This window comes from Streptomyces sp. NPDC058880, assembly GCF_042742535.1.
Classification (GTDB): Bacteria; Actinomycetota; Actinomycetes; order Streptomycetales; family Streptomycetaceae; genus Streptomyces.
In genome coordinates this window covers 91,143-114,274 of sequence record NZ_JBHYMC010000003.1, presented here as the reverse complement: position 1 = coordinate 114,274, position 23,132 = coordinate 91,143, and the positions used below count along the sequence as shown (strand labels likewise).

Annotated in this window: 19 protein-coding genes; 5 read left to right on the top strand and 14 right to left on the bottom strand. The window is 73.4% G+C overall.

From position 1 onward, the window contains the following. Positions 1-4: 4 nt before the first annotated feature. On the bottom strand, positions 5-2,134 hold the full coding sequence (locus ACFW2G_RS03360; RefSeq protein ID WP_384580304.1) for a 3-hydroxyacyl-CoA dehydrogenase NAD-binding domain-containing protein: 2,130 nt from the start codon (positions 2,132-2,134) through the stop codon (positions 5-7). Continuing rightward, positions 2,131-3,357, bottom strand: coding sequence for an acetyl-CoA C-acyltransferase (locus tag ACFW2G_RS03355; RefSeq protein WP_030847655.1), 1,227 nt, complete (start codon positions 3,355-3,357; stop codon positions 2,131-2,133). Before ACFW2G_RS03355 ends, ACFW2G_RS03360 begins: the two co-directional genes overlap by 4 nt. Before the next feature lie 342 nt (positions 3,358-3,699). On the opposite strand from ACFW2G_RS03355, the gene ACFW2G_RS03350 reads away from it, so the two are divergent. After that, positions 3,700-4,872, top strand: a complete 1,173-nt coding sequence (locus tag ACFW2G_RS03350; RefSeq protein ID WP_384580306.1) for an alpha/beta hydrolase — start codon at positions 3,700-3,702, stop codon at positions 4,870-4,872. A 57-nt stretch (positions 4,873-4,929) separates the two neighbouring features. Here the strand turns inward: ACFW2G_RS03350 and ACFW2G_RS03345 are convergent, their stop codons facing one another. From ACFW2G_RS03345 to ACFW2G_RS03335, 3 genes are all read right to left on the bottom strand, one after another. Next, positions 4,930-6,213 carry an HRDC domain-containing protein gene (locus tag ACFW2G_RS03345; protein ID WP_384446601.1) on the bottom strand — a complete coding sequence of 428 codons (1,284 nt, stop codon included), beginning with the start codon at positions 6,211-6,213 and terminating at the stop codon, positions 4,930-4,932. A gap of 124 nt (positions 6,214-6,337) precedes the next feature. Then, entirely contained in the window at positions 6,338-7,000 is a 663-nt protein-coding gene (locus ACFW2G_RS03340) for a response regulator transcription factor (RefSeq protein WP_069922445.1), read from the bottom strand. A gap of 263 nt (positions 7,001-7,263) precedes the next feature. Further along, the gene (locus ACFW2G_RS03335) at positions 7,264-7,920 is read right to left on the bottom strand and encodes a DUF3000 domain-containing protein (RefSeq protein ID WP_384446599.1); all 657 of its coding nucleotides are present in this window, start codon (positions 7,918-7,920) and stop codon (positions 7,264-7,266) included. A gap of 91 nt (positions 7,921-8,011) precedes the next feature. On the opposite strand from ACFW2G_RS03335, the gene hemE reads away from it, so the two are divergent. Beyond that, the gene (hemE, locus tag ACFW2G_RS03330; protein WP_037915287.1) at positions 8,012-9,076 is read left to right on the top strand and encodes a uroporphyrinogen decarboxylase; all 1,065 of its coding nucleotides are present in this window, start codon (positions 8,012-8,014) and stop codon (positions 9,074-9,076) included. 37 nt (positions 9,077-9,113) lie between these two features. Here the strand turns inward: hemE and ACFW2G_RS03325 are convergent, their stop codons facing one another. Together ACFW2G_RS03325 and ACFW2G_RS03320 are read right to left on the bottom strand one after the other, a co-directional pair. Continuing rightward, positions 9,114-10,496, bottom strand: coding sequence for an FAD-dependent oxidoreductase (locus ACFW2G_RS03325; RefSeq protein ID WP_384580308.1), 1,383 nt, complete (start codon positions 10,494-10,496; stop codon positions 9,114-9,116). Between the two features lie 60 nt (positions 10,497-10,556). Further along, positions 10,557-11,606 (bottom strand): DUF4349 domain-containing protein, encoded by a 1,050-nt coding sequence (locus tag ACFW2G_RS03320; RefSeq protein ID WP_384580310.1) that lies wholly within the window; start codon positions 11,604-11,606, stop codon positions 10,557-10,559. A 139-nt stretch (positions 11,607-11,745) separates the two neighbouring features. On the opposite strand from ACFW2G_RS03320, the gene hemG reads away from it, so the two are divergent. Further along, positions 11,746-13,245 (top strand): protoporphyrinogen oxidase, encoded by a 1,500-nt coding sequence (gene hemG, locus ACFW2G_RS03315; RefSeq protein ID WP_370466460.1) that lies wholly within the window; start codon positions 11,746-11,748, stop codon positions 13,243-13,245. A gap of 4 nt (positions 13,246-13,249) precedes the next feature. After that, positions 13,250-13,963 carry a hydrogen peroxide-dependent heme synthase gene (gene hemQ, locus ACFW2G_RS03310; RefSeq protein ID WP_037915293.1) on the top strand — a complete coding sequence of 238 codons (714 nt, stop codon included), beginning with the start codon at positions 13,250-13,252 and terminating at the stop codon, positions 13,961-13,963. Between the two features lie 113 nt (positions 13,964-14,076). Here the strand turns inward: hemQ and ACFW2G_RS03305 are convergent, their stop codons facing one another. The 4 genes from ACFW2G_RS03305 to ACFW2G_RS03290 form a co-directional block, all read right to left on the bottom strand. Then, positions 14,077-15,771, bottom strand: coding sequence for an alpha/beta hydrolase (locus tag ACFW2G_RS03305; RefSeq protein ID WP_384580312.1), 1,695 nt, complete (start codon positions 15,769-15,771; stop codon positions 14,077-14,079). 102 nt (positions 15,772-15,873) lie between these two features. After that, positions 15,874-16,908, bottom strand: a complete 1,035-nt coding sequence (locus ACFW2G_RS03300; protein ID WP_384580314.1) for a TIGR04222 domain-containing membrane protein — start codon at positions 16,906-16,908, stop codon at positions 15,874-15,876. After that, a complete protein-coding gene (locus ACFW2G_RS03295) occupies positions 16,905-18,200 on the bottom strand; it encodes a DUF692 domain-containing protein (protein ID WP_384456013.1) in 1,296 nt (431 codons plus the stop codon). Before ACFW2G_RS03295 ends, ACFW2G_RS03300 begins: the two co-directional genes overlap by 4 nt. 146 nt (positions 18,201-18,346) lie before the next feature. Beyond that, positions 18,347-19,099 (bottom strand): aminoacyl-tRNA hydrolase, encoded by a 753-nt coding sequence (locus ACFW2G_RS03290; protein WP_037915304.1) that lies wholly within the window; start codon positions 19,097-19,099, stop codon positions 18,347-18,349. A 71-nt stretch (positions 19,100-19,170) separates the two neighbouring features. Here ACFW2G_RS03290 and ACFW2G_RS03285 point away from each other — a divergent pair, with 71 nt between their 5' ends. Next, a complete protein-coding gene (locus tag ACFW2G_RS03285) occupies positions 19,171-19,845 on the top strand; it encodes an AIM24 family protein (RefSeq protein WP_037915308.1) in 675 nt (224 codons plus the stop codon). Between the two features lie 133 nt (positions 19,846-19,978). On the opposite strand, the gene ACFW2G_RS03280 is transcribed toward ACFW2G_RS03285, so the two are convergent. The 3 genes from ACFW2G_RS03280 to ACFW2G_RS03270 form a co-directional block, all read right to left on the bottom strand. After that, positions 19,979-20,911, bottom strand: coding sequence for a polysaccharide deacetylase family protein (locus ACFW2G_RS03280; RefSeq protein ID WP_037915311.1), 933 nt, complete (start codon positions 20,909-20,911; stop codon positions 19,979-19,981). A gap of 70 nt (positions 20,912-20,981) precedes the next feature. Further along, positions 20,982-22,340 carry an alkaline phosphatase PhoX gene (locus ACFW2G_RS03275; RefSeq protein WP_037915314.1) on the bottom strand — a complete coding sequence of 453 codons (1,359 nt, stop codon included), beginning with the start codon at positions 22,338-22,340 and terminating at the stop codon, positions 20,982-20,984. Between the two features lie 201 nt (positions 22,341-22,541). After that, positions 22,542-23,099: a hypothetical protein gene (locus ACFW2G_RS03270; protein ID WP_384456008.1), complete on the bottom strand. Its 558-nt coding sequence runs from the start codon at positions 23,097-23,099 to the stop codon at positions 22,542-22,544. Between the last annotated feature and the right edge of the window lie 33 nt (positions 23,100-23,132).

Sequence of the window (23,132 nt, the reverse complement as noted above, 5' to 3'; positions counted from 1 at the left end):
CGGACTAGGCCGGGACGCTCGCGATGCCGGGGGCGAGGAACTTCTTGCCGTTCACGCGCTCCGAGACGCCCTCACGGTCCAGGTACGGCGTGATGCCGCCCAGGTGGAAGGGCCAGCCGGCACCGGTGATGAGGCAGAGGTCGATGTCCTGGGCCTCGGCCACGACACCCTCCTCCAGCATCAGGCCGATCTCCTGCGCCACCGCGTCCAGGACGCGCACCCGGACCTGCTCCTCGGTCAGGACGGAGTCGCCCTGGACCAGGAGCGCGGCGACCTCGGGGTCCAGCTCCGGCTTGCCGGAGTCGTAGACGTAGAAGCCCCGCTTGCCGGCCTCGACGACCCGCTTGAGGTTCGGGGAGACGGTGAAGCGCTCCGGGAAGGAGCGGTTCAGGGTCTCGGACACGTGCAGGCCGATCGCCGGGCCCACCAGTTCCAGCAGCACCAGCGGGGACATCGGAAGGCCGAGCGGCTCGATGGCCTTCTCCGCGGTGGCGACCGGGGTGCCTTCGTCGATGACGTTCTGGATCTCGCCCATGAAGCGGGTCAGGATGCGGTTCACGACGAACGCCGGGGCGTCCTTCGTCAGGACCGCGGTCTTCTTCAGCTTCTTGGCGACGCCGAAGGCCGTGGCCAGCGCGGCGTCGTCGGTCTGCTCACCGCGGACGATCTCCAGCAGCGGGAGGATCGCGACCGGGTTGAAGAAGTGGAAGCCGACTACGCGCTCCGGGTGCTGGAGCTTGGAGGCCATCTCCGAGACCGACAGCGAGGAGGTGTTGGTGGCGAGGATGGCGTGCGCCGGGGCGACCGCCTCGACCTCCGCGAACACTTTCTGCTTGACGGACATCTCCTCGAACACGGCCTCGATGATGAAGTCCGCGTCCGCGAAGCCCTCGGCCTTGTCCAGGACACCGGTCACCAGGGCGGTCAGGCGGTTGGCCTTGTCCTGGTTGATGCGGCCCTTGCCGAGCAGCTTCTGGATCTCGGCGTGGACGTAGCCCACACCCTTGTCCACGCGCTCCTGGTCGATGTCGGTGAGGACCACCGGCACCTCCAGGCGCCGCAGGAACAGCAGCGCCAGCTGCGAGGCCATCAGGCCCGCGCCGACGACGCCGACCTTGGTGACCGGACGGGCCAGGGACTTGTCCGGGGCGCCGGCCGGGCGCTTGGCACGCTTCTGCACCAGGTTGAAGGCGTAGATGCCGGAGCGCAGTTCGCCGCCCATGATGAGGTCGGCCAGGGCCGTGTCCTCGGCGTCGAAGCCCTTCTGCAGGTTGCCGTCCTTGGCCGCGGCGATGATGTCCAGCGCGCGGTAGGCGGCCGGAGCGGCGCCGTGCACCTTGGAGTCCGCGATGAAGCGGCCCTTGGCGACGGCCGTGTCCCAGGCCTCGCCGCGGTCGATCTCCGCACGGACGACCTCGGTGGTGCCGTTCAGGACGTTCGCGGTCCACAGGAGCGACTGCTCCAGGAAGTCCGCGCCCTCGAAGATCGCGTCGGCGATGCCGAGCTCGAAGACCTGCTTGCCCTTCAGCTGCCGGTTCTGGTTCAGCGAGTTCTCGATGATGACCGAGACCGCGCGCTCGGCGCCGATCAGGTTCGGCAGGATGGCGCAGCCGCCCCAGCCGGGGACCAGGCCGAGGAAGACCTCGGGCAGCGAGAAGGCCGGGATGGCCTTCGAGACGGTGCGGTAGCTGCAGTGCAGGCCGACCTCGACGCCGCCGCCCATCGCCGCGCCGTTGTAGTACGCGAAGGTCGGCACGGCCAGCGCGGAGAGGCGCTTGAAGACGTCGTGGCCGCCCTTGCCGATGGCGAGCGCCTCGTCGTGCTTCTTGAGCAGCTCGACGCCCTTGAGGTCGGCGCCGACCGCGAAGATGAACGGCTTGCCGGTGATGCCCGCGCCGACGATGCTGCCGGCCGCGGCCTCCTGCTCGACCTGGTCGATCGCCGCGTTCAGATTGGCGAGGGACTGCGGGCCGAAGGTGGTCGGCTTGGTGTGGTCGAAGCCGTTGTCCAGCGTGATGAGCGCGAAGCGCCCGGCGCCGAACGGCAGATCCAGGTGGCGGACGTGCGCGGACGTGACGACCTCGTCGGGGAACAGCTCGGCCGCGCCCTTCAGGAGCTCAGCGGTGGTGCTCACTTGGAGTCTCCCTCGGCGTTGAAGTTCGGGTTCTCCCAGATGACCGTCGCGCCCATGCCGAAGCCGACGCACATGGTGGTCAGGCCGTAGCGGACGTGCGGCTGCTCCTCGAACTGGCGGGCCAGCTGGGTCATCAGGCGGACGCCGGAGGACGCCAGCGGGTGGCCGAAGGCGATGGCGCCGCCGTACTGGTTCACGCGGGCGTCGTCGTCGGCGATGCCGTAGTGCTCCAGGAAGGCCAGCACCTGCACGGCGAAGGCCTCGTTGATCTCGAACAGACCGATGTCGTCGATCGTCAGACCGGCCTGGGCCAGGGCCTTCTCGGTGGCCGGGATCGGGCCGTAGCCCATGACCTCGGGCTCGACACCCGCGAAGGAGTAGGAGACGAGGCGCATCTTGACCGGGAGGTTGTTCTCGCGGGCGAAGTCCTCGGACGCGATGATCGCGGCGGTGGCACCGTCGTTCAGACCGGCGGCGTTGCCCGCGGTGACCCGGCCGTGCGTACGGAACGGGGTCTTCAGGTTCGCCAGGTTCTCCAGGGTGGTGCCCGGGCGCATCGGCTCGTCGGTGGTGACCAGGCCCCAGCCCGTCTCACCCGCGGCCTCGTTGGTGTTGCGCACCGAGATCGGGACCAGGTCCTGCTGGATCTTGCCGTCGGCGTACGCCTTGGCGGCCTTCTCCTGCGAGCGCACGGCGTACTCGTCGGCGCGGAGCTTGGTGATCGTCGGGTACCGGTCGTGCAGGTTCTCGGCGGTCATGCCCATGAACAGGGCGGACTCGTCTACCAGCTTCTCGGAGACGAAGCGCGGGTTCGGGTCGACGCCCTCGCCCATGGGGTGGCGGCCCATGTGCTCGACGCCGCCGGCGAGGGCGACGTCGTACGCGCCGAACGCCACACCGCCCGCGACGGCGGTCACGGCGGTCAGCGCGCCGGCGCACATGCGGTCGATGGAGTAGCCCGGGACGGACTGCGGGAGGCCCGCGAGGATGCCGGCCGTGCGGCCCAGCGTCAGGCCCTGGTCGCCGATCTGCGTGGTCGCGGCGATGGCGACCTCGTCGATCTTCTTGGGGTCCAGGTCCGGGTTGCGGCGCAGCAGCTCCCGGATCGCCTTCACGACGAGATCGTCGGCGCGGGTCTCGTTGTAGATGCCCTTCGGGCCCGCCTTGCCGAACGGGGTGCGGACGCCGTCGACGAAGACGACGTCCCTGACGGTACGAGGCACGTTGGCTCTCCTCCAGGTGCGGGATGGCACTGCTGCGCGGGGGCGCGTTCGGCTTACGTTGCTGAGCGCCCGCTCACCCGACCATGCTACTTGCGGGTAACCAATGTGCACACCCCCTCCCCGAGGAGCGGCGAAGGTCACACTCCGTTCATCCCCGTCCCGGCCCGGCACGCGCCCCCTCCTCGCGCCGTCCGATCGGAGCGCCCGGGGCTACCCGATGGAGTGGGGCCGCCCGGTCGTCCCGGTCGCGTCGATGGCATCGGGCACCCGGCCCGTGCGAACCCTGGTCGCGTCCCCTGTACGCCCGCCCCCGAGCGCACCGCGCGAACGGAGATCCCGGCCATGCTCATCCCGTCGATCGACCACGACGTCAAGCACACCTCCACGCTCCCGATCAACCAGGACGAGGTCGTCAGACTCTTCGTCCGCGAGCGGGACGGGACGAGGAATCCCACCAAGCGCTCGGCCGTCCTGATGCTGCACGGGCGCAGCGTCCCCGTGCTGCCCGGCGCGGATCTGGGCACCGGCGAGTACAACTGGATGCAGTTCCTGGCCCAGGCGGGCTTCGACGTCTTCGCCATGGACCTCCAGGGCCACGGCCGCTCGCAGCGCCCGGCGGTCATGGAGGAGCCGTGCAACACCCCGGCCGGACCGCAGGCGAAGCTCCTGCTCGACGGCCACCCGCTGGAGGCCCCCTGCACCCCCCACTACGCCCAGCACCTCGGCGACTCCGCCGATGACTGGGCCGCGGTCCACACCGTCGTCGAGTACATCAAGGCCGAGCGCGGCGTGGAGAAGGTCGCTCTCTTCGGCTGGTCCGCCGCGGCGGTCGCGCTGGGACCGTACGCGATCCAGCACCCGGAGAACGTCTCCAGCCTGTTCCTGCTCGCCCCGGTCTTCCGGCCGGACGGACCCGCGAGCAAGCCCGGCACCAAGTGGGAGCGGCCGGACGCGCTGCCCCCTCCGCCGTCCCTGTGGACTTACCCGATGAACATCACCGGCCGGGAGGGCTTCGAGGACACCTGGGACAGGGAACTCGGCTGCGGCTCCGAGCAGCGCGCGGAGGGCATGGTCGAGACCGTGTGGGCGGCGATCATGGAGAGTGACGTGTTGGGCCGCAACTGGGGGCCGCCGGTGTCCGGCGTGCCCTCGGGTGTGCTGCGCTACCGCAACGCGTTCTGGTGGGGCTGGAACAAGGCGGGCGCCAAAGTGGACCACGTCCTGGGCCACGAGGTGCCGGTGCTCATCGTCGTCGGCGAGCATGACAAGACGGTGAACAGTGCTCCCGGCGCCGTTCCCTTCCTCTCGGTCACCGAGCTCTACAAGGCCATCCCGGGCCCGAAGAAGATGCACTTCGAGGTTGCCTGCGCGGGCCACCAGATCCCGTGGGAGCGGGTGGTCAAGCACGTCCACCACCTGTCCCGGAAGTGGCTCAAGCACACCGCGATCGACGGCCACACCCAGGGCACCTTCGCCATGGACACGGAGGGCGACTACACCGAGCGACCGCTCTGATCCGGCCGTGCCCCGGTCCTCGCGTCGGGGACCGGGGCACGTCGGTGGTCTGCTCTGCTACGCCGTGGCGGCCAGGGCGGTGAGGAGCACCGGGGTCACCTGTTCGATCTGCCAGGCCCGGGCGCCGTGTGCGGCCAGGGCCTGGGACACCGCGTCCGCCTCCAGCCGCTGTGGCGGCTCCCAGCACAGGCGGCGGACCGTGTCCGGGGTGATCAGGTTCTCCTGCGGCAGGTTCAGCTGCTCCGCCAGCGCCGAGACGGCGGTGCGGGCCGCGGCCAGCCGGGCCGCGGCGGCCGGGTCCTTGTCCGCCCAGGAGCGCGGCGGGGGCGGGCCGGCCGGGGTCGCCCCCGGCTGGGGCAGCTCGTTCTCGGGCAGTGCCTTCGCCCGGTCCACGGCGGCCATCCACTGGTCGAGCTGACGGCGGCCCATCCGCTGCCCGTAGCCGGGCAGGGCCGACAGGGTGTGCACGTTGGCGGGCATGGCCAGGGCGGCCTCGACGATGGCGGCGTCGCCCAGCACCTTGCCCGGCGACACGTCACGCCGCTGCGCGATCCGGTCCCGGGACTCCCACAGCTCCCGTACGACGGCCATCTGGCGGCGGCGGCGCACCTTGTGCATGCCGGACGTACGGCGCCACGGGTCCTTGCGCGGCGGGGCCGGCGGGGCGGAGGCGATCGCGTCGAACTCCTGCCGGGCCCACTCCAGCTTGCCCTGCCGGTCCAGTTCCTTCTCCAGCGCGTCCCGCAGGTCCACGAGCAGCTCGACGTCCAGGGCGGCGTAGCGCAGCCAGGGCTCGGGCAGCGGGCGGGTGGACCAGTCGACGGCGGAGTGGCCCTTCTCCAGCGCGTAGCCGAGAACGCCCTCGACCATCGCGCCGAGGCCGACCCGCGGGAAGCCGGCGAGCCGGCCCGCCAGTTCGGTGTCGAACAGGGAGGTGGGAACCATGCCTATTTCGCGCAGGCACGGCAGGTCCTGGGTGGCGGCGTGCAGGATCCACTCGGTGCCGGAGAGGGCCTCGCCCAGTGCGGACAGGTCGGGACAACCCACCGGGTCGATCAGCGCGGATCCGGCGCCCTCGCGGCGCAGCTGCACGAGGTAGGCCCGCTGGCCGTAGCGGTATCCGGAGGCGCGTTCGGCGTCGACGGCGACGGGGCCGGTGCCCGCGGCGAAGGCCGCGACCACCTCGGCGAGGGCGTCCGCGTCGGCGACCACCGGAGGAATCCCCTCACGGGGCTCCAGCAAAGGGATCGGCACCCCACCGGGCGGAACAACGACGTCGTCCGGGGGGCCGCCCCCGGTGGTGGTGCGCAGGTCTGCTGCGGTCTCTTGGGCGTCGGTCACCGGTCAAGGGTATCCGTGTATACGACGCGCCCGTCGCCGGAACGTTCCGTCGACGGGCGCGATCAGTATGCGGGGTGTTTTCCGGGGGTATCCCGGACGTCTATCCGGGCGCTCCGGCCCGTGCTCAGTGGATGATCCCGGTCCGCAGGGCCACGGCGACCATTCCCGCGCGGTCTCCGGTGCCCAGCTTGCGGGCGATGCGGGCGAGGTGGGACTTGACGGTCAGGGCGGACAGGCCCATCGAGACGCCGATGGCCTTGTTGGACTGGCCCTCGGCGACGAGGCGCAGGACCTCGACCTCGCGGCCGGAGAGCTCCCGGTAACCGCCCGGGTGGCTCGGGGCGCCCGGGGGGCGGCGGTGCATGCGGGCGGCGGCAGCGCCGATGGGGGCGGCGCCGGGCCGGCTGGGGAGCCCGATGTTGGTGCGCGTACCGGTGACGACGTAGCCCTTCACGCCGCCCGCGAGGGCGTTGCGCACGGCGCCGATGTCGTCGGCGGCGGACAGGGCCAGGCCGTTTGGCCAGCCTGCGGCACGGGTCTCGGAGAGCAGCGTGAGACCGGAACCGTCGGGCAGGTGTACGTCGGCCACGCAGATGTCGCGCGGGCTTCCGACGCGGGGGCGGGCCTCCGCGATGGACGACGCCTCGATCACGTCACGGACTCCGAGGGCCCACAGATGGCGGGTCACGGTGGAACGGACGCGCGGGTCGGCCACGACGACCATGGCCGTCGGCTTGTTCGGGCGGTAGGCGACCAGGCTTGCGGGCTGCTCGAGAAGAACGGACACCTAGGCCTCCTGGGGGAGTGGCGGGACGGCCGGCTCGGGGAAGGAAGCCGGTGCGAACCGTGCGGATGGTCACTGACTCCTTCGGCACGTCACCCGCCCGGCTTTAGGGAATGATCACGATTTGGTGAGTAACAATTCGGGCAATTCAGACGCACGATCGATCATCGGGTGATCAGAAGCCCACAACGGAGGCCGCGTTCCGGTACTCCGCCGCGGACCGCGGTCGGGCGCTCCCCGCCCCGTGGGGCCGGACGGCCCCGTGTCTACGGGTGGTGCGGACCGCGGCGCTGTGGCAGGGAGACCACGCCCGTCGCCGTGTCCGTCGGGCCCACCGGCGGCAGCCCCGCGATCTGGCAGATCAGTTCGCACCACGCCGACAGGTGCGCCGGGGTGTCTGGCACCCCGCCCACGCCCTCGCGCGGCGTCCAGGACGCTCTGATCTCGATCTGCGTCGCGGGCCGCCGCTCGGCGAGCCCGCCGAAGTAGTGCGAGCTCGCCATGGTCACCGTGCCGCTCGCCTCCCCGTAGGCCAGCCCGCGCGCCTCCATGGCCCCCGTCAGCCACGACCAGCACACCTCCGGCAGCAGCGGGTCCGCGGCCATCTCCGGCTCCAGCTCCGCCCGCACGAGCGTCACCAGCCGGAAGGTCCCGTGCCAGGCGTCGTGCCCGGCCGGATCGTGGAGCAGGATGAGCCGGCCGTCGGCCAGGTCGTCCTCCCCGTCCACCACCGCGGCCTCCAGCGCGTACGCGTACGGGGCCAGCCGCTGGGGCGGCTTCGCCGGATCGATCTCGACCCCCGGGCGCAGCCGGGCCTTCTTCAAGCCTTCGACCGCCCGCCGGAACGGGAGCGGGACCGAGCTCTCCTTCGCACTGTCCGCACCGTCGGCGCCATCTGAAAATCGTCCCTGAGCCGCAGCCATGCGGGGAAGACTAGGCGGTATGTGCAGCCGTACGGCGCAGGGACACCCGTGCCGCGACGGGCACTTCTTCATACGTGCGAAGATTTGGGTCGTGAGCGCCAACGACCGCCCCCAGGGCCAGCCGAGCCAGACGTACGATTCCGCCTTCCTGAAGGCGTGCCGGCGGGAGCCGGTGCCGCACACGCCGGTGTGGTTCATGCGGCAGGCCGGGCGCTCCCTCCCCGAGTACCGCAAGGTCCGCGAGGGCACCGCGATGCTCGAGTCCTGCATGCGGCCCGACCTGGTCACCGAAATCACCATGCAGCCCGTGCGGCGCCACCACGTCGACGCGGCGATCTTCTTCTCCGACATCGTGGTCCCGCTCAAGGCCATCGGCGTCGACCTGGACATCAAGCCGGGCGTCGGCCCCGTCGTCGCCCAGCCGATCCGCCGCCGTGAGGACCTCGCACAGCTGCGCGACCTCACTCCTGAGGACGTCTCGTACGTCACCGAGGCGATCGGCATGCTCACGAGTGAACTGGGCTCCACGCCGTTGATCGGTTTCGCGGGCGCGCCCTTCACCCTCGCGAGCTACCTGGTGGAGGGCGGTCCCTCGAAGAACCACGAGCACACCAAAGCCCTCATGTACGGGGACCCGCAGCTCTGGGCCGACCTGCTCGACCGCCTCGCGGAGATCACCTCCGCCTTCCTGAAGGTCCAGATCGAAGCCGGCGCCTCCGCCGTGCAGCTCTTCGACTCCTGGGTGGGCGCACTCGCCCCGGCGGACTACCGCCGCTCCGTCATGCCCGCCTCGGCGAAGGTCCTGCAGTCCGTGGCCTCCTACGGTGTCCCGCGGATCCACTTCGGCGTGGGCACGGGCGAGCTGCTCGGCCTGATGGGCGAGGCCGGCGCGGACGTCGTGGGCGTCGACTACCGGGTCGCGCTCGACGAGGCGGCCCGCCGGGTCGGTCCGGGCAAGGCCCTCCAGGGCAACCTGGACCCGGCCGTGCTCTTCTCCACCACGGAGGCGGTCGAAGCCAAGACGGACGAGGTCCTCGCCGCGGCCGCCGGCCTGGAGGGCCACGTCTTCAACCTCGGCCACGGAGTCCTGCCGACGACCGACCCCGAGGCGCTGACCCGCCTGGTGGACTACGTCCACACCAAGACGGCCCGCTGAGCCCAGCCGTACCCGAGCGGGTGCGGTACCGCGCCGGTCAGACCCCCGCCGCGCGGACCGCGGAGACGGCCTTGCGGGCCGCCACCAGGACCGGGTCCCAGACTGGGGAGAACGGCGGCGCGTAGCCGAGGTCGAGCGAGACCATCTGGTCCACCGTCATTCCCGCGGTGAGCGCCACCGCCGCGACGTCCACCCGCTTCGCGGCGCCGGCGCCGCCGACGATCTGCACGCCCAGCAGACGCCCCGTCCGGCGTTCCGCCAGCATCTTCACCGTCATCTCCGCCGCCCGCGGGTAGTAGCCCGCGGTGTTGGTGGAGGTGACGGTGGCCGTGACGAAGCGCAGGCCCGCCTCCAGCGCGTCCCGTTCGCGCAGCCCGGTACGGGCGATCTCCAGATCGCACACCTTGCTGACCGCCGTGCCGACCACCCCGGGGAAGGTCGCGTAGCCGCCGCCCACGCCGGAGCCGATGACCTGGCCGTGCTTGTTGGCGTGAGTGCCGAGCGGGACGTGCCGGGTGCGGCCCGCGACCAGGTCGAGGACCTCCACGCAGTCGCCGCCCGCCCAGACGTTCCCGTGCCCCCGGACGCGCATCGACAGGTCCGTGAGGATCCCGCCCGAGGATCCGAGCGGGAGGCCGGCGGCGCGGGCCAGCGCGGTCCGCGGCTCCACGCCGATGCCCAGCACGACCACGTCCGCCGGGTACTCCTCGCCGGCCGCCGTGGCGACCGCGCGGGCCCGGCCCGCCTCGTCGGTCAGGACCCCGGTGACCTCGGTGCGCGCCACCGTGCGGATCCCCATGAGGTTCATCGCGGTGTGGACCAGGCCGCCCATGTCCGGATCCAGCGTGGCCATCGGCTGCTCCCCCCGGTGCAGGACCGTCACCTCGTAGCCCCGCAGCTTCAGGGCTTCGGCCATCTCCACGCCGATGTAGCCGGCGCCGACCACGACCGCCCGCCGGCCCCGTGCGCGTTCCAGGGAGTCCATCAGCCTGCGGCCGTCGTCCAGGGTCTGGATGCCGTGCACCCCCTGCGCGCCGAAGCCGGGCAGGCGCGGGCGCACCGGCCGGGCGCCCGTGGCCAGCACCAGCTTGTCGTAGTGCATCCACGATTCGGACCCGCTGTCCAGATCGCGGGCGCGGACCCGGGAGCCGGCCGGGTCGAGCTCCACCACCTCCGTGCGGGTGCGCAGGTCGATGGCCCGGGCCCGGTGTTCCTTGGGGGTACGGGCGATCAGGTCGTCGCGCTCGGCGACCAGCCCGCCGACCCAGTACGGGATGCCGCACGCCGAGTAGGAGGTGAAGCGTCCACGCTCGAAGGCGACGATCTCCAGTTCCCCGGCGCCCTTGAGCCTGCGGGCCTGCGACGCGGCGGACATCCCCGCCGCGTCGCCCCCGACCACCACCAGTCGTTCCGTCACCATCTGCCCGTACCGCCCCTTCACCGCCGTCGAATGGTGAACACGCTACGGGGGACGGTGCGTTCAGTCCCGCACGTCCGCCCCGCTGTCCACGGCCGGGCCTTCGGCCGGCGGTGCCGTCCGGGCGGCCGGGACCGGCATTCGCTCCTGGGCCGGCGTCTGCTCCGGGGCCGGCATCTGCTCCGGTGCCGGGCCCGTCCCCGGACGCCCGGGCCGCCACCGCCGGCGGACCCGGACCACCAGTGCCGCCACCGCAGCCGTCAGCAGGAACGGCAGCAGCGCCCCCAGCGCCACCACGAGGTAACGCAGGATCTTCGTGAAGACCTCCCAGCCGCCGTTCAGCGCGCCGAGGAAGGTGGGCTCCTGCTCCTCCACCGCCTTCGCGGGGGACGGCTCGGAGACCTCCAGGGTGATCGTGCCCATCGAGGTCCGGTCCTTCAGCGCCGTCTGCTGCGCCAGCAGCGACTCCAGATCGGACTGGCGCCGGCTCAGCTCGCCCTCCAGCATCACCACCTCGCTCAGCGCCGAGGCCTTGCCCATCATCTCCTGCACCCGCGCCACGCTCGCCCGCTGCGAGGAGACACGACTGTCGATGTCGGCGACCTTCTCGGTGACGTCCTGTGCGTCGACCTTGCGGCGCAGCAGCTTCCCGCTGCCCTCCATCGCACCGAGCACGGCGTCGTAGCGCTCGGCGGGCACCCGCAGGGTCACCGTCGAGGTCATCCGGCCGTCCTCGCCGCGCTTGGTCGATTCGTTACCGACGTAGCCGCCCGCGCCCTCGGCCGCGGTGCGGGCCGCCGCCAGGGCCCGCTGGACGTCGGGCGTCTCGATGCCGAGCGTCGCCGTACGGATGACGTTCGGGCGGACCGCGACCGGCGCCCCGTCGTTCCTGCCGGCCGACTCCGCCGCCCCCGCCGACCCGGCCGGGCCCGGCGCCGCCGCGGCGCCCGCCGCCCCCTCCCGGGCCTTCCCGTCCGCATCCTGCGGCGCGACGGCCGCCTTGTCGCTCGCGGAGCCCCCGCCGCCCGCGCCACAGCCGGTGAGCGCGAGCGCCCCGGTGAGACAGAGGGCGGCCAGGGCCGCCGCGGAACGGTGTCTGCTGATGCTGCGCATCGCCTTGAACCCCCGATGATCGGCTGGTGTTGCCGTTTCGACGTACAGGGTCCCGCCGCGGGTTTCGCACACGCGGTTCCGGGCCGGTCCCGATGAGGTCACGGTCCGGCCTCGGTGATCGGTCTGAGACGATGTGTCCATGCACGAAGCGGACATGCGTACGGATCGATCGGCGGGCCCCACTCGGCCGGACGGCTCCCCGAGCCATGTCGTCGTCATCGGCGGCGGCATCGCGGGCCTCGCGGCGGCCCACCGGCTGCTCGCCGAAGGCGCCCGCGTCACGCTCCTGGAAGCGGGAGCGAGGCTCGGCGGAAAGCTGTACTCCGGTGAACTCGCCGGAGCCCGCGTGGACCTCGGCGCCGAGTCCGTGCTCGCCCGCCGCCCCGAGGCGGTCGCCCTCGCCGAGGCCGTGGGTCTCGCCGACGCCGTGCAGCCGCCCGCCACCGCCACCGCCCACCTGTGGACCCGCGGCGCGCTGCGGCCCATGCCGCGCGGCCACGTCATGGGCGTCCCCGGCGACCTCGGGCCGCTCGCCGCCTCCGGGGTCCTCTCCGCCGAGGGCCTCGCCCGCATCGAGGCCGAGCGGACCCTGCCGCCCACCGAGATCGGCGAGGACGTCGCCGTCGGCGCGTATGTGGCGGCCCGCCTCGGCCGCGAGGTGGTCGACCGGCTGGTGGAACCGCTGCTCGGCGGGGTCTACGCGGGCGACGCCTACCGCATCTCCATGCGGGCCGCCGTGCCCCAGCTCTTCGAGGCCGCCCGCAGGCACGCCCTGCTGGGCGACGGTGTGCGGGAACTGCAGCGCGCGACGCAGAGCGGCCCCCAGCAGGCCGGCCCGGTCTTCGCCGGCATCGACGGAGGCATCGGACGCCTCCCGCTCGCGGTGGCCGACGCCTGCCGCCGGGCCGGTGCGCGCATCGTCACCGGCGCCCCCGTGCGCGAGGTCCTCCGTACGACCGACGGATGGCGGGTCGTGGCCGCCGGGGAGACCGTCGACGCCGACGGCGTCGTCCTGGCCGTCCCGGCCGGGCCCGCCGCCCGGCTGCTCGACGCCCTCGCGCCGGCCGCCGCGGCCGAGCTGGACCAGGTCGAATACGCCTCCATGGCGCTGGTCACCATGGCCTTCCGGCGCGGTGACCTGCCGTCGGCCGTCACCGGCGGCGGCGCCAGCGGATTCCTCGTACCGCCCGTCGACGGCCGGACCATCAAGGCGTCCACCTTCTCCAGCAACAAATGGGCCTGGGCCGGCCGGGACACCGACCTCTTCCTCCTGCGCACCTCCGTCGGCCGGTACGCCGACGAGCGCGACCTGGACCGCGAGGACGGCGAACTCGTCGAGGTGTCCCTCACCGACCTCGGCGAGGCCGTGGGCCTGACGGCCCGCCCGGTCGCCTCCACGGTCACCCGCTGGGACGGCGGACTGCCCCAGTATCCGGTCGGCCACCTCGGACGGGTCGCCCGGATCCGCGGCGCCGTCGAGGCCCTGCCCGGCCTCGCGGTGTGCGGCGCGCTCTACGACGGTGTGGGCATCCCCGCCTGCATCGCGAGCGCCGGCCGGGCGGCGGACACGGTGATCGCCGCGCTCGCTGCGCGTACGGCACCCCTGGCTCCGACCACTGATCAGCGCACGGGACAATAGACACATGACTGCACCAGAGAAGATTCCCAACGCGGGGAAGAAGGCGAAGGACCTCAACGAGGTCATCCGCTACACCCTGTGGTCCGTCTTCAAGCTGAAGGACGTCCTGCCGGAGGACCGCGCCGGTTTCGCCGACGAGGTCCAGGAGCTGTTCGACCAGCTGGCCGCCAAGGACATCACCGTCCGCGGCACCTATGACGTCTCCGGCCTGCGTGCCGACGCCGACATCATGATCTGGTGGCACGCGGAGACCGCGGACGAGCTGCAGAGCGCGTACAACCTGTTCCGCCGCACCAAGCTGGGCCGCGCGATGGAGCCGGTGTGGTCGAACATGGCCCTGCACCGCCCGGCCGAGTTCAACAAGTCGCACATCCCGGCCTTCCTGGCCGACGAGGTCGCCCGCGACTACGTCAGCGTCTACCCCTTCGTCCGCAGCTACGACTGGTACCTGCTGCCCGACGAGGACCGCCGCCGGATGCTCGCCGACCACGGCAAGATGGCCCGCGGTTACCCGGACGTGCGCGCCAACACCGTCGCCTCCTTCTCGCTGGGCGACTACGAGTGGCTGCTCGCCTTCGAGGCGGACGAGCTGTACCGCATCGTCGACCTCATGCGTCACCTGCGCGCCTCCGAGGCCCGCATGCACGTCCGTGAGGAGGTGCCCTTCTACACCGGGCGCCGCAAGTCCGTCGCCGACCTGGTGGCCGGGCTCGCCTGATACCTCCCCTGGGGGGACGGACCGGAGGACGACCACACCGTCAGGTGAGTGCCTCCGGTGGATCGGGAGGCACAGCCCCCGAAACGACGCAGCCGGAGACCCCGCCCGGAAGTTCAGACGACCGGCGGCAGCAGCGCCCTGCGGGCGCCCGCCGCCCCGTCGTCCAGCGACACCGGTGCGGGCTCCGGATGCGGCGCGCACGTGGCGCGCCACCCCGGGGTGGCGCCCGTCAGCAGATACCGCTCCACGTGCCGGTCCACACAGCCGTTGCGTCCGCCGACGACTCCGTGGGAACCGGCCCCCGTCTCCGTCACCAGTGACGCCCCGGCGCCGAGCCGCCGCTGGAGTTCCAGCGCGCCCGGGTACGGCGTCGCGCCGTCCCGTTCCGCCGCGACCACGAGGGTCCGCGGCAGCCGCTCGGGCTGCGCCCCCACCGCCACGGGCGCGCGCGGCCCGGCAACCGGCCAGGACGCGCACGGCAGGTTGAGGAAGGCGTTGGCCCAGGTCTCGAAGGGGGCCGTTCGCGCCAGCTCGGTGTTGTCGCGGTCCCAGGTCTCCCAGTCCGCCGGCCAGGAGGCGTCGTTGCACAGCACCGCCGTGTAGACGGCCGTCGCGTTCTCGGCCGCGGCCGCCGTCGCCGGGTCGGGCGTGGCCTGGGCGGCCAGCAGTGAGGGATCCCCGCGCAGGAAGGCGGCCAGGGCCGCGGCCCGGTCCGGCCAGACGTCGTCGTAGTAGGCCGCCTGGAGGAAGGCGGCCCGCAGCTCGCCGGTTCCGACGGTGCCGCCCGCCGGGGTGCGGGACACCGCGTCACGGACCCGCTCGTAGCCCGCCTGCACGGCTGCCGGGGTGGTGCCGAGCCCGTACGTGCCGTGGTGGCGGGCCACCCAGGAGCGGAAGTCGTGCCAGCGGCCCTCGAACCCACGTGCCTGGTCGAGGTTGTTGCGGTACCAGACGCGGCGCGGATCGGGATCCACCGCCGAGTCGAGGACCATCCGGCGGACGTGGCGAGGGTATTGGGTGGCGTAGACGGCGCCGAGGTAGGTGCCGTACGAGGCGCCCATGAAGGTCAGCTTCTCCTCGCCGAGCGCGGCCCGCAGCACGTGCAGGTCACGGGCATTGTTCAGCGTCGTGTAGTACGGCAGCGCGGCACCGGCCCGGCGCGCGCACCCCCGCGCGTACTCGCGGGCCCGCGTCAGCCGTTCCGCCTTGTACGCGGGGGAGGGGTGGACCTGTTCCTGTACGGGCCCGTGGGTGCGGGCCGCCGGGTCCGTGCAGGACAGCGGGGCCGAGCGCCCGACCCCCCGCGGGGCGTAGCCGACGAGGTCGTAGGCGGCGGCGATCCGCTCCCAGCCGGCCAGGCCGGCGACGAGTGGGAAGCGCATTCCGGAGGCTCCGGGGCCGCCCGGGTTCTGGACGAGCGCGCCCTGGCGGGCCGCGCCGCCGGCCCCGGTGGCGGCGGCGCGGCTGACGGTCAGGGAGATCTGCGGGCCGTCGGGGCGGGCGTAGTCGAGCGGTACGCGCAGGGTGGCGCACCGGACACGGGACGGCAGTTCCTCGACGGCGGGGCAGGTGCGGAAGTCGAGGCCGGAGGCCCCGCCGCGCCGGGAGGCGGCTGCGAGGGCCGCGCGGCGGGCGACGAGGGCGGCTCCGGCGCTCTCGGCGTCGGCGGATCCGGTGGCGCCGGCGGATGGGGTGCCCACCGGGGGCTGCGGGGGCCGCGGAACCGGGGCGGCCACCGCGGTGGGCGCGCACAGGGCGAGCAGCAGTGCGGCCGCGGCGGCCCCGTGGTGTGCGGTCGGCGTGCGCATGACGTCCCCTGCCTTCCATCCGATGAACCGATGAGAGGCCTGCGCGCCGCGGTTGTAAAGGATCACCGGCCGGTGTCGGCGGCCGTGACCCCTATGGACGCATCAGGAACTGCTGGAGCAGCTGGAGCTGCTCGAACTCGAACAACCGGAGGAGGAGCCGCCACAGCTCGAACCGCTACCGCCACCGCCCGAGCAGCCGGATCCGCCAACGCCTCCGCAGCCACCGCCGGAGGAGCCGCCGGAGGAGGAGCCGCAGCCCGAACCGCTCCCGCCGCCCCCGTCGCTCGTGGCGCACCACATCACCGGCAGCAGCTCGGGCGAGGAGTCGGACGAGGACGAGCGGGTGTCCGGGCGGTGTGGGCGCGCACCCGCCTGCGCGGCCGCCAGCCGGGTGCCGCGCGCGGCGGGCACCAACTGCTGGCGCAGGAAGGGATCGCGCAGGCCGCGCAGGCCGAAGAGCGCGGTGTGCACGTGCGGGGTGGGGTCGTTCACGTACGCGGAGCGCATGGCGAGCAGCGCCCGCCGCCCGGCCCGGGTGATCCGGTTCCCGGCGCGGGCCATGCAGAACAGGCCCAGGACGATGCCCGCCAGCAGCACGGGCGCCACCAGCGCGATGAACGGCACACCGGGGTCGGGGTCGAGGGCGAAGCCCACGACCGTCAGCGGGATCGAGACCAGCAGCCAGACCGCGCACACGACGGCCTGGACCAGCCCCCAGCGGCGCCAGGTCCGGCCGCCGCCGGGCGGTGCGAGAAGCCCGCGGGCGGCCAGCGCGTCCCCGATCCGCTGCACGGCCGGGTCGCGCATGGCGGCATAGCGCACCTGGTAGAGCCAGCCCGAGGGGGCTCCGGCATGCGCCTGGAGCACGGCCCGCTCGGCGGGGCCGCCGGCCCGCGCTCCCGGGCGCACCTGGACGATGCCGGGGCCGCCGACGACGAGCCGGCCGTCCCCGAGCATCGAGACGAGCGCGGCGTCCACCACGGTGCCGGGTCCGCCCACCAGGAAGGCGGCCTCGGACAGGTCGCGCAGGGCTGCCGAGGGGGCCGCGCCCGCGGGCCGGGCGCGGCGCAGCCCGCGCAGGAGGAGGCCGCAGGAGACGGCGACGGCGAGCCAGACGGCCGCGGCGAGGACGTTCACGCGGCCCTCCCCGTGAGCGCCCGGGCCCAGCGGACGATACGGCGCGGCGGCCTCGCCCCCGCCCGCTCCCGCCACCAGGCGGTGAGCCGGCGCCGGGCGGCCGGGTCGGCCGGAAGGTCCCGGATCAGCAGGTGCTCGGCGAAGTCCAGGGCGTCCCTGCGGTATCCCGCGGTCATGGGGCGGCCCTTCGCGTAGGCGAGGAAGGCCTTGCGGTACGGTTCGCGGCCGCCGAGGATCCCGGGCAGTTCCGGAGCCACCTTGGCGACCACCTCGGCCCGCTTGGCGGCCAGCGCCCGCGCCTGCACGCGGATGCGCGCACGGTCGAAGCCCTCGGGCACGGGGGTCCCGGCCACGAGCGCGGACAGCAGGGCCGCCTGTCCCAGTGCCACGCGGGTCCGCCTGGCCTCGCAGGCTCCCTGCCCCGGGAGTTCCTGGACGGCTCCCGGCTCGGCCCCGGATGCCGCCGGGGCCGTCCGGCCGGCCGTCACGACCTGACGGATCGCGGCCAGTTCGGCCGCCAGCTCCGTCTCGGGCGGGAAATCGTCGTCCCGCTCCAGCAGGACGCCCGCCGGCTCCACCCGGGAGCGCAGCTCGGCCAGCAGTGCGAGCACGACCGGCGGTACGGGGTGCGCGTGGGTGTCGTGCCACACGCCGCCCCGTTCGATGCCGCCCGCGACGTGCACGTACGCCAGGGCCTCCAGCGGGATCGCGTCCAGGACGGCGGTCGGGTCCTCGCCCCGGTTGACCCGGTTGGTGTGCAGGTTGGCCACGTCGACGAGCAGCCGGACCCCGGTCCGCTCAACCAGTTCGGTGAGGAACTGCCCCTCCGTCATCTCCTCGCCCGGCCACGAGAACAGCGCGGCGATGTTCTCCAGCGCCAGCGGCACCGGCAGCGCGTCCTGCGCGATCCGTACGTTCTCGCAGAGCACGTCCAGTGCGTCGCGGGTGCGCGGCACCGGCAGCAGGTGCCCGGCCTCCAGCACCGGCGAGGAGGTCCGTACGAAGGCGATGTGCTCGGTGACGAGCGGCGCCCCCAGCGCCACCGCCCGCTCGCCGAGCGCCGCGAGCTTCTGCGGATCCGGGCGGTCGGCCCCGCCGAGGCCGAGCGACACCCCGTGCGGCACGATGCGGGTGCCCCGCTCGCGCAGCCGTCCGAGAGCCTCGGGCAGGTGGCCCGGGCAGATGTTCTCGGCCACCACCTCGACCCAGTCCAGGCCGTGCAGCCGTTCGACCGCATCCGCGATCTCCGGCCGCCAGCCGATGCCCACCCCCAGGTGTGCCATGGGCTTCATGTCCCCTCGCCCCCTCTCAAGCACCGTGTGCCGGTGTCATGCACCCGACGCGGTCGCGCCAATCCCAGCAGGGGACGTTCAGAGCAACATTTGAGGTTCCGCCCGGCAGGTTCGGCCCGGCAGGTTCCGGGCGGCCACCGGGTCTCTCAGAGCCGGGCCCGCAGCGCCGGGTGCTCGGCGACCACCGTCGCGCTGCCGGGCGCGATCTCGGTGAACCCGGCGTCGCGGACCACCGGCAGCCCGCTCCCGCTCAGCTCCGTCCACCGCTCGCGCGCGGCCGTGCGCACGGCCAGGCGGAAGCCCGACTCCTGCCAGGCGGCCCGCTCCGCCCGCGTCAGCTCCCACCACGCCAGCTGCGCCGCGTGCCCGGCCTGGGCCATCGCCTTGCCGGCCGACATCTCCAGACCGGGGTTGAGCCACAGCACCGGCAGGGCGGAGGCGTCGGCTTCGGCGGCCGGCTCCGGGTCGTCGAGGTCGGTGCCCGACACCTGCAGCTTGGCGAGCTCCTTGGGCCAGCCGTCGAGGGGCACCGGAGGGAACACCCGGACCTGTGCCGCCTCGCCGTGGACCGTGACGCCGGGCAGGGCCTGCGCCTTGCGCCACTCCGCCCCGCGCGCCCGCCGGACCACCTTGCGGATCCGCGCGTCCTGCCAGTCCCGGACCGCCTGCGCCCACTCGCCCTCGCCGTCCGCCCGCTCGTCGGTGAGCAGGACCAACACGGCCCGTGCCGCGGTCTCCAGGGCATCGGTCCGGGCCGGGGGCTCCGCCTTCTCGATGCGGACCACCAGCGGCAGGACGAACTGCGGGGCCTCGTCGCGCAGTACGTGCTCCCGTCGGAAGGCACTGTCGGCCCCGACCGCGGGTACGCCGGAGGTGTCGTCGGTGTGCTGGCTACTCATCCCGCCAAGGATGCCAGGCTCCACCTCGGGGAGGATGTCCCGGGTGGCGGACCCGGGCGAGGATCGGGGCCATGAAGAGTGATCTTTTTGCGTCCGAGCACCTGGCCCGGGCAGCCGCTGCCCCCGGGATGAGCCTCCAGAACGCCAAATCGGTGAAGTACAACGTCAACGGGGAGATGCTGGCCCGTCAGGGATCCATGGTCGCCTTCCGCGGCAATCTGCAGTTCGAGCGCAAGGGACAGGGCATAGGCGGCATGCTCAAGCGCGCCGTCACGGGCGAGGGCCTGGCGCTGATGTCCGTACGCGGCCAGGGCGAGGCCTGGTTCGCCCACCAGGCGGGTGACTGCTTCATCATCGACCTCGAACCCGGAGACGCCCTCACCGTCAACGGGCGCAACGTGCTGTGCTTCGACCCGACGCTGTCCTACGAGATCAAGATGGTCAAGGGCGCCGGCATGACCGGCGGCGGCCTCTTCAACAGCGTCTTCACCGGCACCGGCAAGCTTGCCGTGGTCTGCGACGGACACCCGATCATCATCCCGGTCACGGCCCAGGCCCCCGTCTACGTCGACACGGACGCGGTGGTCGGCTGGAGCGCCCGGCTGGAGACCGGGCTGCACCGTTCCCAGTCGGTCGGGTCGATGATCCGTGGCGGCTCCGGCGAGGCGGTCCAGCTGAAGCTGAGCGGCGAGGGATTCGTCATCGTCCGGCCGAGCGAGCTCACCGAGACGGCGGTCGCGCGGTGAACCCGGCCGGTGTGGGCCGCCGCTCCGGCTGCCGCCGGCCCTGGGCGCTGCGCGGGGCCTCTCCGGAGCTGCCGCTCGGCGCCCGGCCCGCACCGCCCACGTCCCCGCGCGCTTCCCGGAGGAGGGCCGACCGCTACGTCCCGATCAGCTGTGAGACCTTTACGAACCGGTAGCCGCGCTTGCGCAGTTCCGGCACGATCTTCCGGACGGCCTCCTCGGTGACCGGGGCGGCGCTGCGCGTGCAGTGCATCACGACCACGGAGCCGGGCTTCACCCCGGCGAGGACCTGCTCGGCCACCGCGTCCGGGTCCGTCGCGAAGGCGTCCCCGCTGACCACGTCCCACTGGACCGCCGTGACCTTGGCCGTGGACAGGGCCCGCAGCGCCGGGTCGTCGTAGCAGCCGCCGGGGAAGCGGAAGTACGGGACCGTGTTGACGGCGCCTGCCTGGCGGAACGCGGCGAAGGCCCGGTCCACGTCGGCGCGCGCGGCGGCGCCGTCGAGCCGGGGCAACCCGTAGCAGGGGGAGGTGAAGGCGTGGTGGCTGTAGGAGTGGTTGGCGATCTCGAAGTTCGGGTCGGTCCCGATGGCCTTGGCCTGGTCCGGGTACTCCTCGGCCCAGCGGCCCGTCATGAAGATCGTCGAAGGTACCTTGAGGGTCCGCAGCGCCGAGATCAGTTGAGGGTTGTCGAAGCGCTCCCCGCCGGCCGCGCGCGGCCCCTGGTCGGAGGTCATGTCGGCGTCGAAGGTGAGCGCCACGGTCTTGTCCGTGCGCTGCCCGGCCCGTTCGAAGACGGGGGTCAGGCCGTTCGGGCCGGGCGCGAGCGTCGGTGCCGTGCCGGGCGCGCCGGCGAGCGGGGCGCCCGGGGTGCCGGGGGAGGAGCTCGGGGAGGAGGCGGCCGCGGTGCCGGGCGCGGAAGCCGCGGGGGCGGACGCCGGCGGCGTGCCCGTGCGGGCTTCACGGCCGGTGTCCTTGGTGCCGGATCCGCCCCCGCAGCCCGCGAGGGAAGCGGCGAGGGCGGCACTGAGTGCGGCCGCGGCCGCAACCTTGCGTACAGAAATGGTCACGCACGCAAAATATATGATTATGTGACAAGTGGGTGCATGCGGTACTTCCCCGCGTGCCGCAGGCTCCCGGTCAGCGCCGCCAGGGACCCGTGACGGCGAAGGTGGTGCCCGGTGCGTAGGCGTTGACGTACATGGTCCGCCCGTCGGGGGAGAAGGTGACCCCGGCGAACTCTCCCCACTCCGGGGCCCCCGGTCCGCCGATGTCGTCGGCGTTGCGGGCCACCGGATAGACCTCGCCGCCCGCCGTCACCCCGAACACGTACTGCGCCCCGCCGCCGTCCTCGCACACCATCAGCCCGCCGTCCGGGGCCAGGCAGATGTTGTCGGGGGAGTCCCCGGGCAGCTGTACGTCCGCGGCCGGCCCGAAGAGCACGTCCAGCCGGAGCCGGGCCCGGCCCGGATCGTAGAACCACACCTGCCCGTGGTGGTCGGCGGGTGCGCCCTCGCCCCTGCGGGCGTAACTGGACACGAAGTGGACGCCGTTGCCGCCCCAGTAGCAGCCCTCCAGCTTCTGCGCGTGGGTGATGCCGCCCGCCCCGAAGTCCTGGTGCCGGATCGGGGTGACGGCCGCCGACGGGTCCGGTACGGGCACCCACTCCACCGGGAACTCGGCCCCGGGCTCGTCCACCACCGCAAGGTCCGCCACACCCGGGACCCGCAGGGCCTCCAGGGCGCCGCCCGCCCGCAGCGAACCGGCGGCGCCGAGCGGCCGGGCCGGCAGGAAGCGGTAGAACAGCCCGAAGGGCCGCACGAAGGCGTCCTCGGTCTCGTAGACCACCCCGCGGTACGGGTCCACGGCGACGGCCTCGTGCGCGAAGCGGCCCATGGCGGTCAGCGGCACCGCGCCGGTGCGCCGCGGGTGGGCCGGGTCCACTTCGAAGACGTAGCCGTGGTCGCGCTCGTAGCCCGAGGTACCGGCCCGGTCCTCGGTCTCCTCGCAGCTCAGCCAGGTGTTCCAGGGGGTGCGCCCGCCCGCGCAGTTGACCGCCGTGCCGGCGAGGGCGACCCGCTCGCCGGTGACCCGCCCGTCCGGGGCGAGGTCGAGGGCTGTGCAGCCGCCGAGCGCCCCAGGGTCGTACGTCAGCCCCGCCACGGCGGGCACCCGCAGGGCGGCGCCGGCCCTGTTCTCGTGGTTGCGCACCAGCCGCACCCGGCCGCCCCCTGCGTCGAAGGCGGCCATGCCGTCGCAGTGGGCGGGGACGGCGCCCTCACCGGAGCGCATCGGGTCGCCCGCCCGCGAGAGCACCCGGTAGCCGAACCCGGCGGGCAGGTCGAGCAGCCCGCGCGGGTCGGGGAGCAGCGGCCCGTACCCGCCGCCGGCGCGCGCCGCCCGGGACGAGGCGGGGGAGCCGCCGGCGAACAGCGCGCCCAGAGCTCCGCTGAAGGTGATCGCGCCGGCGGCGATCAGGCTGCGTCGGGTGACGGACATCGGCGGCTCCCGGGAGGACGTCGGGCCCCTGAGGGGGTGTCCCGCCGATCATGCCGGGCGTGCGGCCGGTCCTGCCGGACCGACAGGTGCCCACAGGTACCGAAGCGTGTCGAAAAGGGCCCGTTCGGCGCCGAACAGCTTGGAACGGCGCCGAGCGGGCCGAGCGGTCCGAGCGGTCCGAGCGGTCCGAGCGGGACGGGCCTACGGGCGCGTGGTGCCCGGCAGGCAGGCCACCGCCGGGTTGAAGGTCTCGTGCAGGCCTCCGGGGTTCTTCTTCCAGAGCCACAGGTGCAGGGCGTAGTGCACCGGCTGGCCGGGGAAGTTGCCGGGCTTGGGGCCCTTGAAGGCGGTGCCGAACAGGGCGGGACGGTCGTCGTCCGTGGTCAGCTTCTGGTCGCGGTCGTAGACCAGCCACTGGACCCCGACGAGGCGCTTTCCGCCGCGCCCGTCGTCCTCGTAGTACAGCGCGGCGGGCTTGGCCGGGTCCACGGAATTGTCGTACGCGTGGTTGAAGTGCGGGTAGCCGAGCGCGCCGCTCCCGCCCGCCCGGTCGAAGACGCAGTACCTGTCCGGCACGTAGCCGGCCGCCACCGCGTTGGCGTGCACCTGGAACCTGGCGGTGGCGGCGTACGCGACCCCCAGGTCGGCCGTGGCCCGGCCGCGGTCCGGGCCGTGGCCGGCGGCGGCCGGCGGTGCGGCGACGGCCGCCAGGACGAGCGCGGCGGCTGCGGTGAGGGCGGGGGCGAGACGTCGGGCCATGCGCGGGCTCCTCGTGACGGGCTGGCTGGTGGC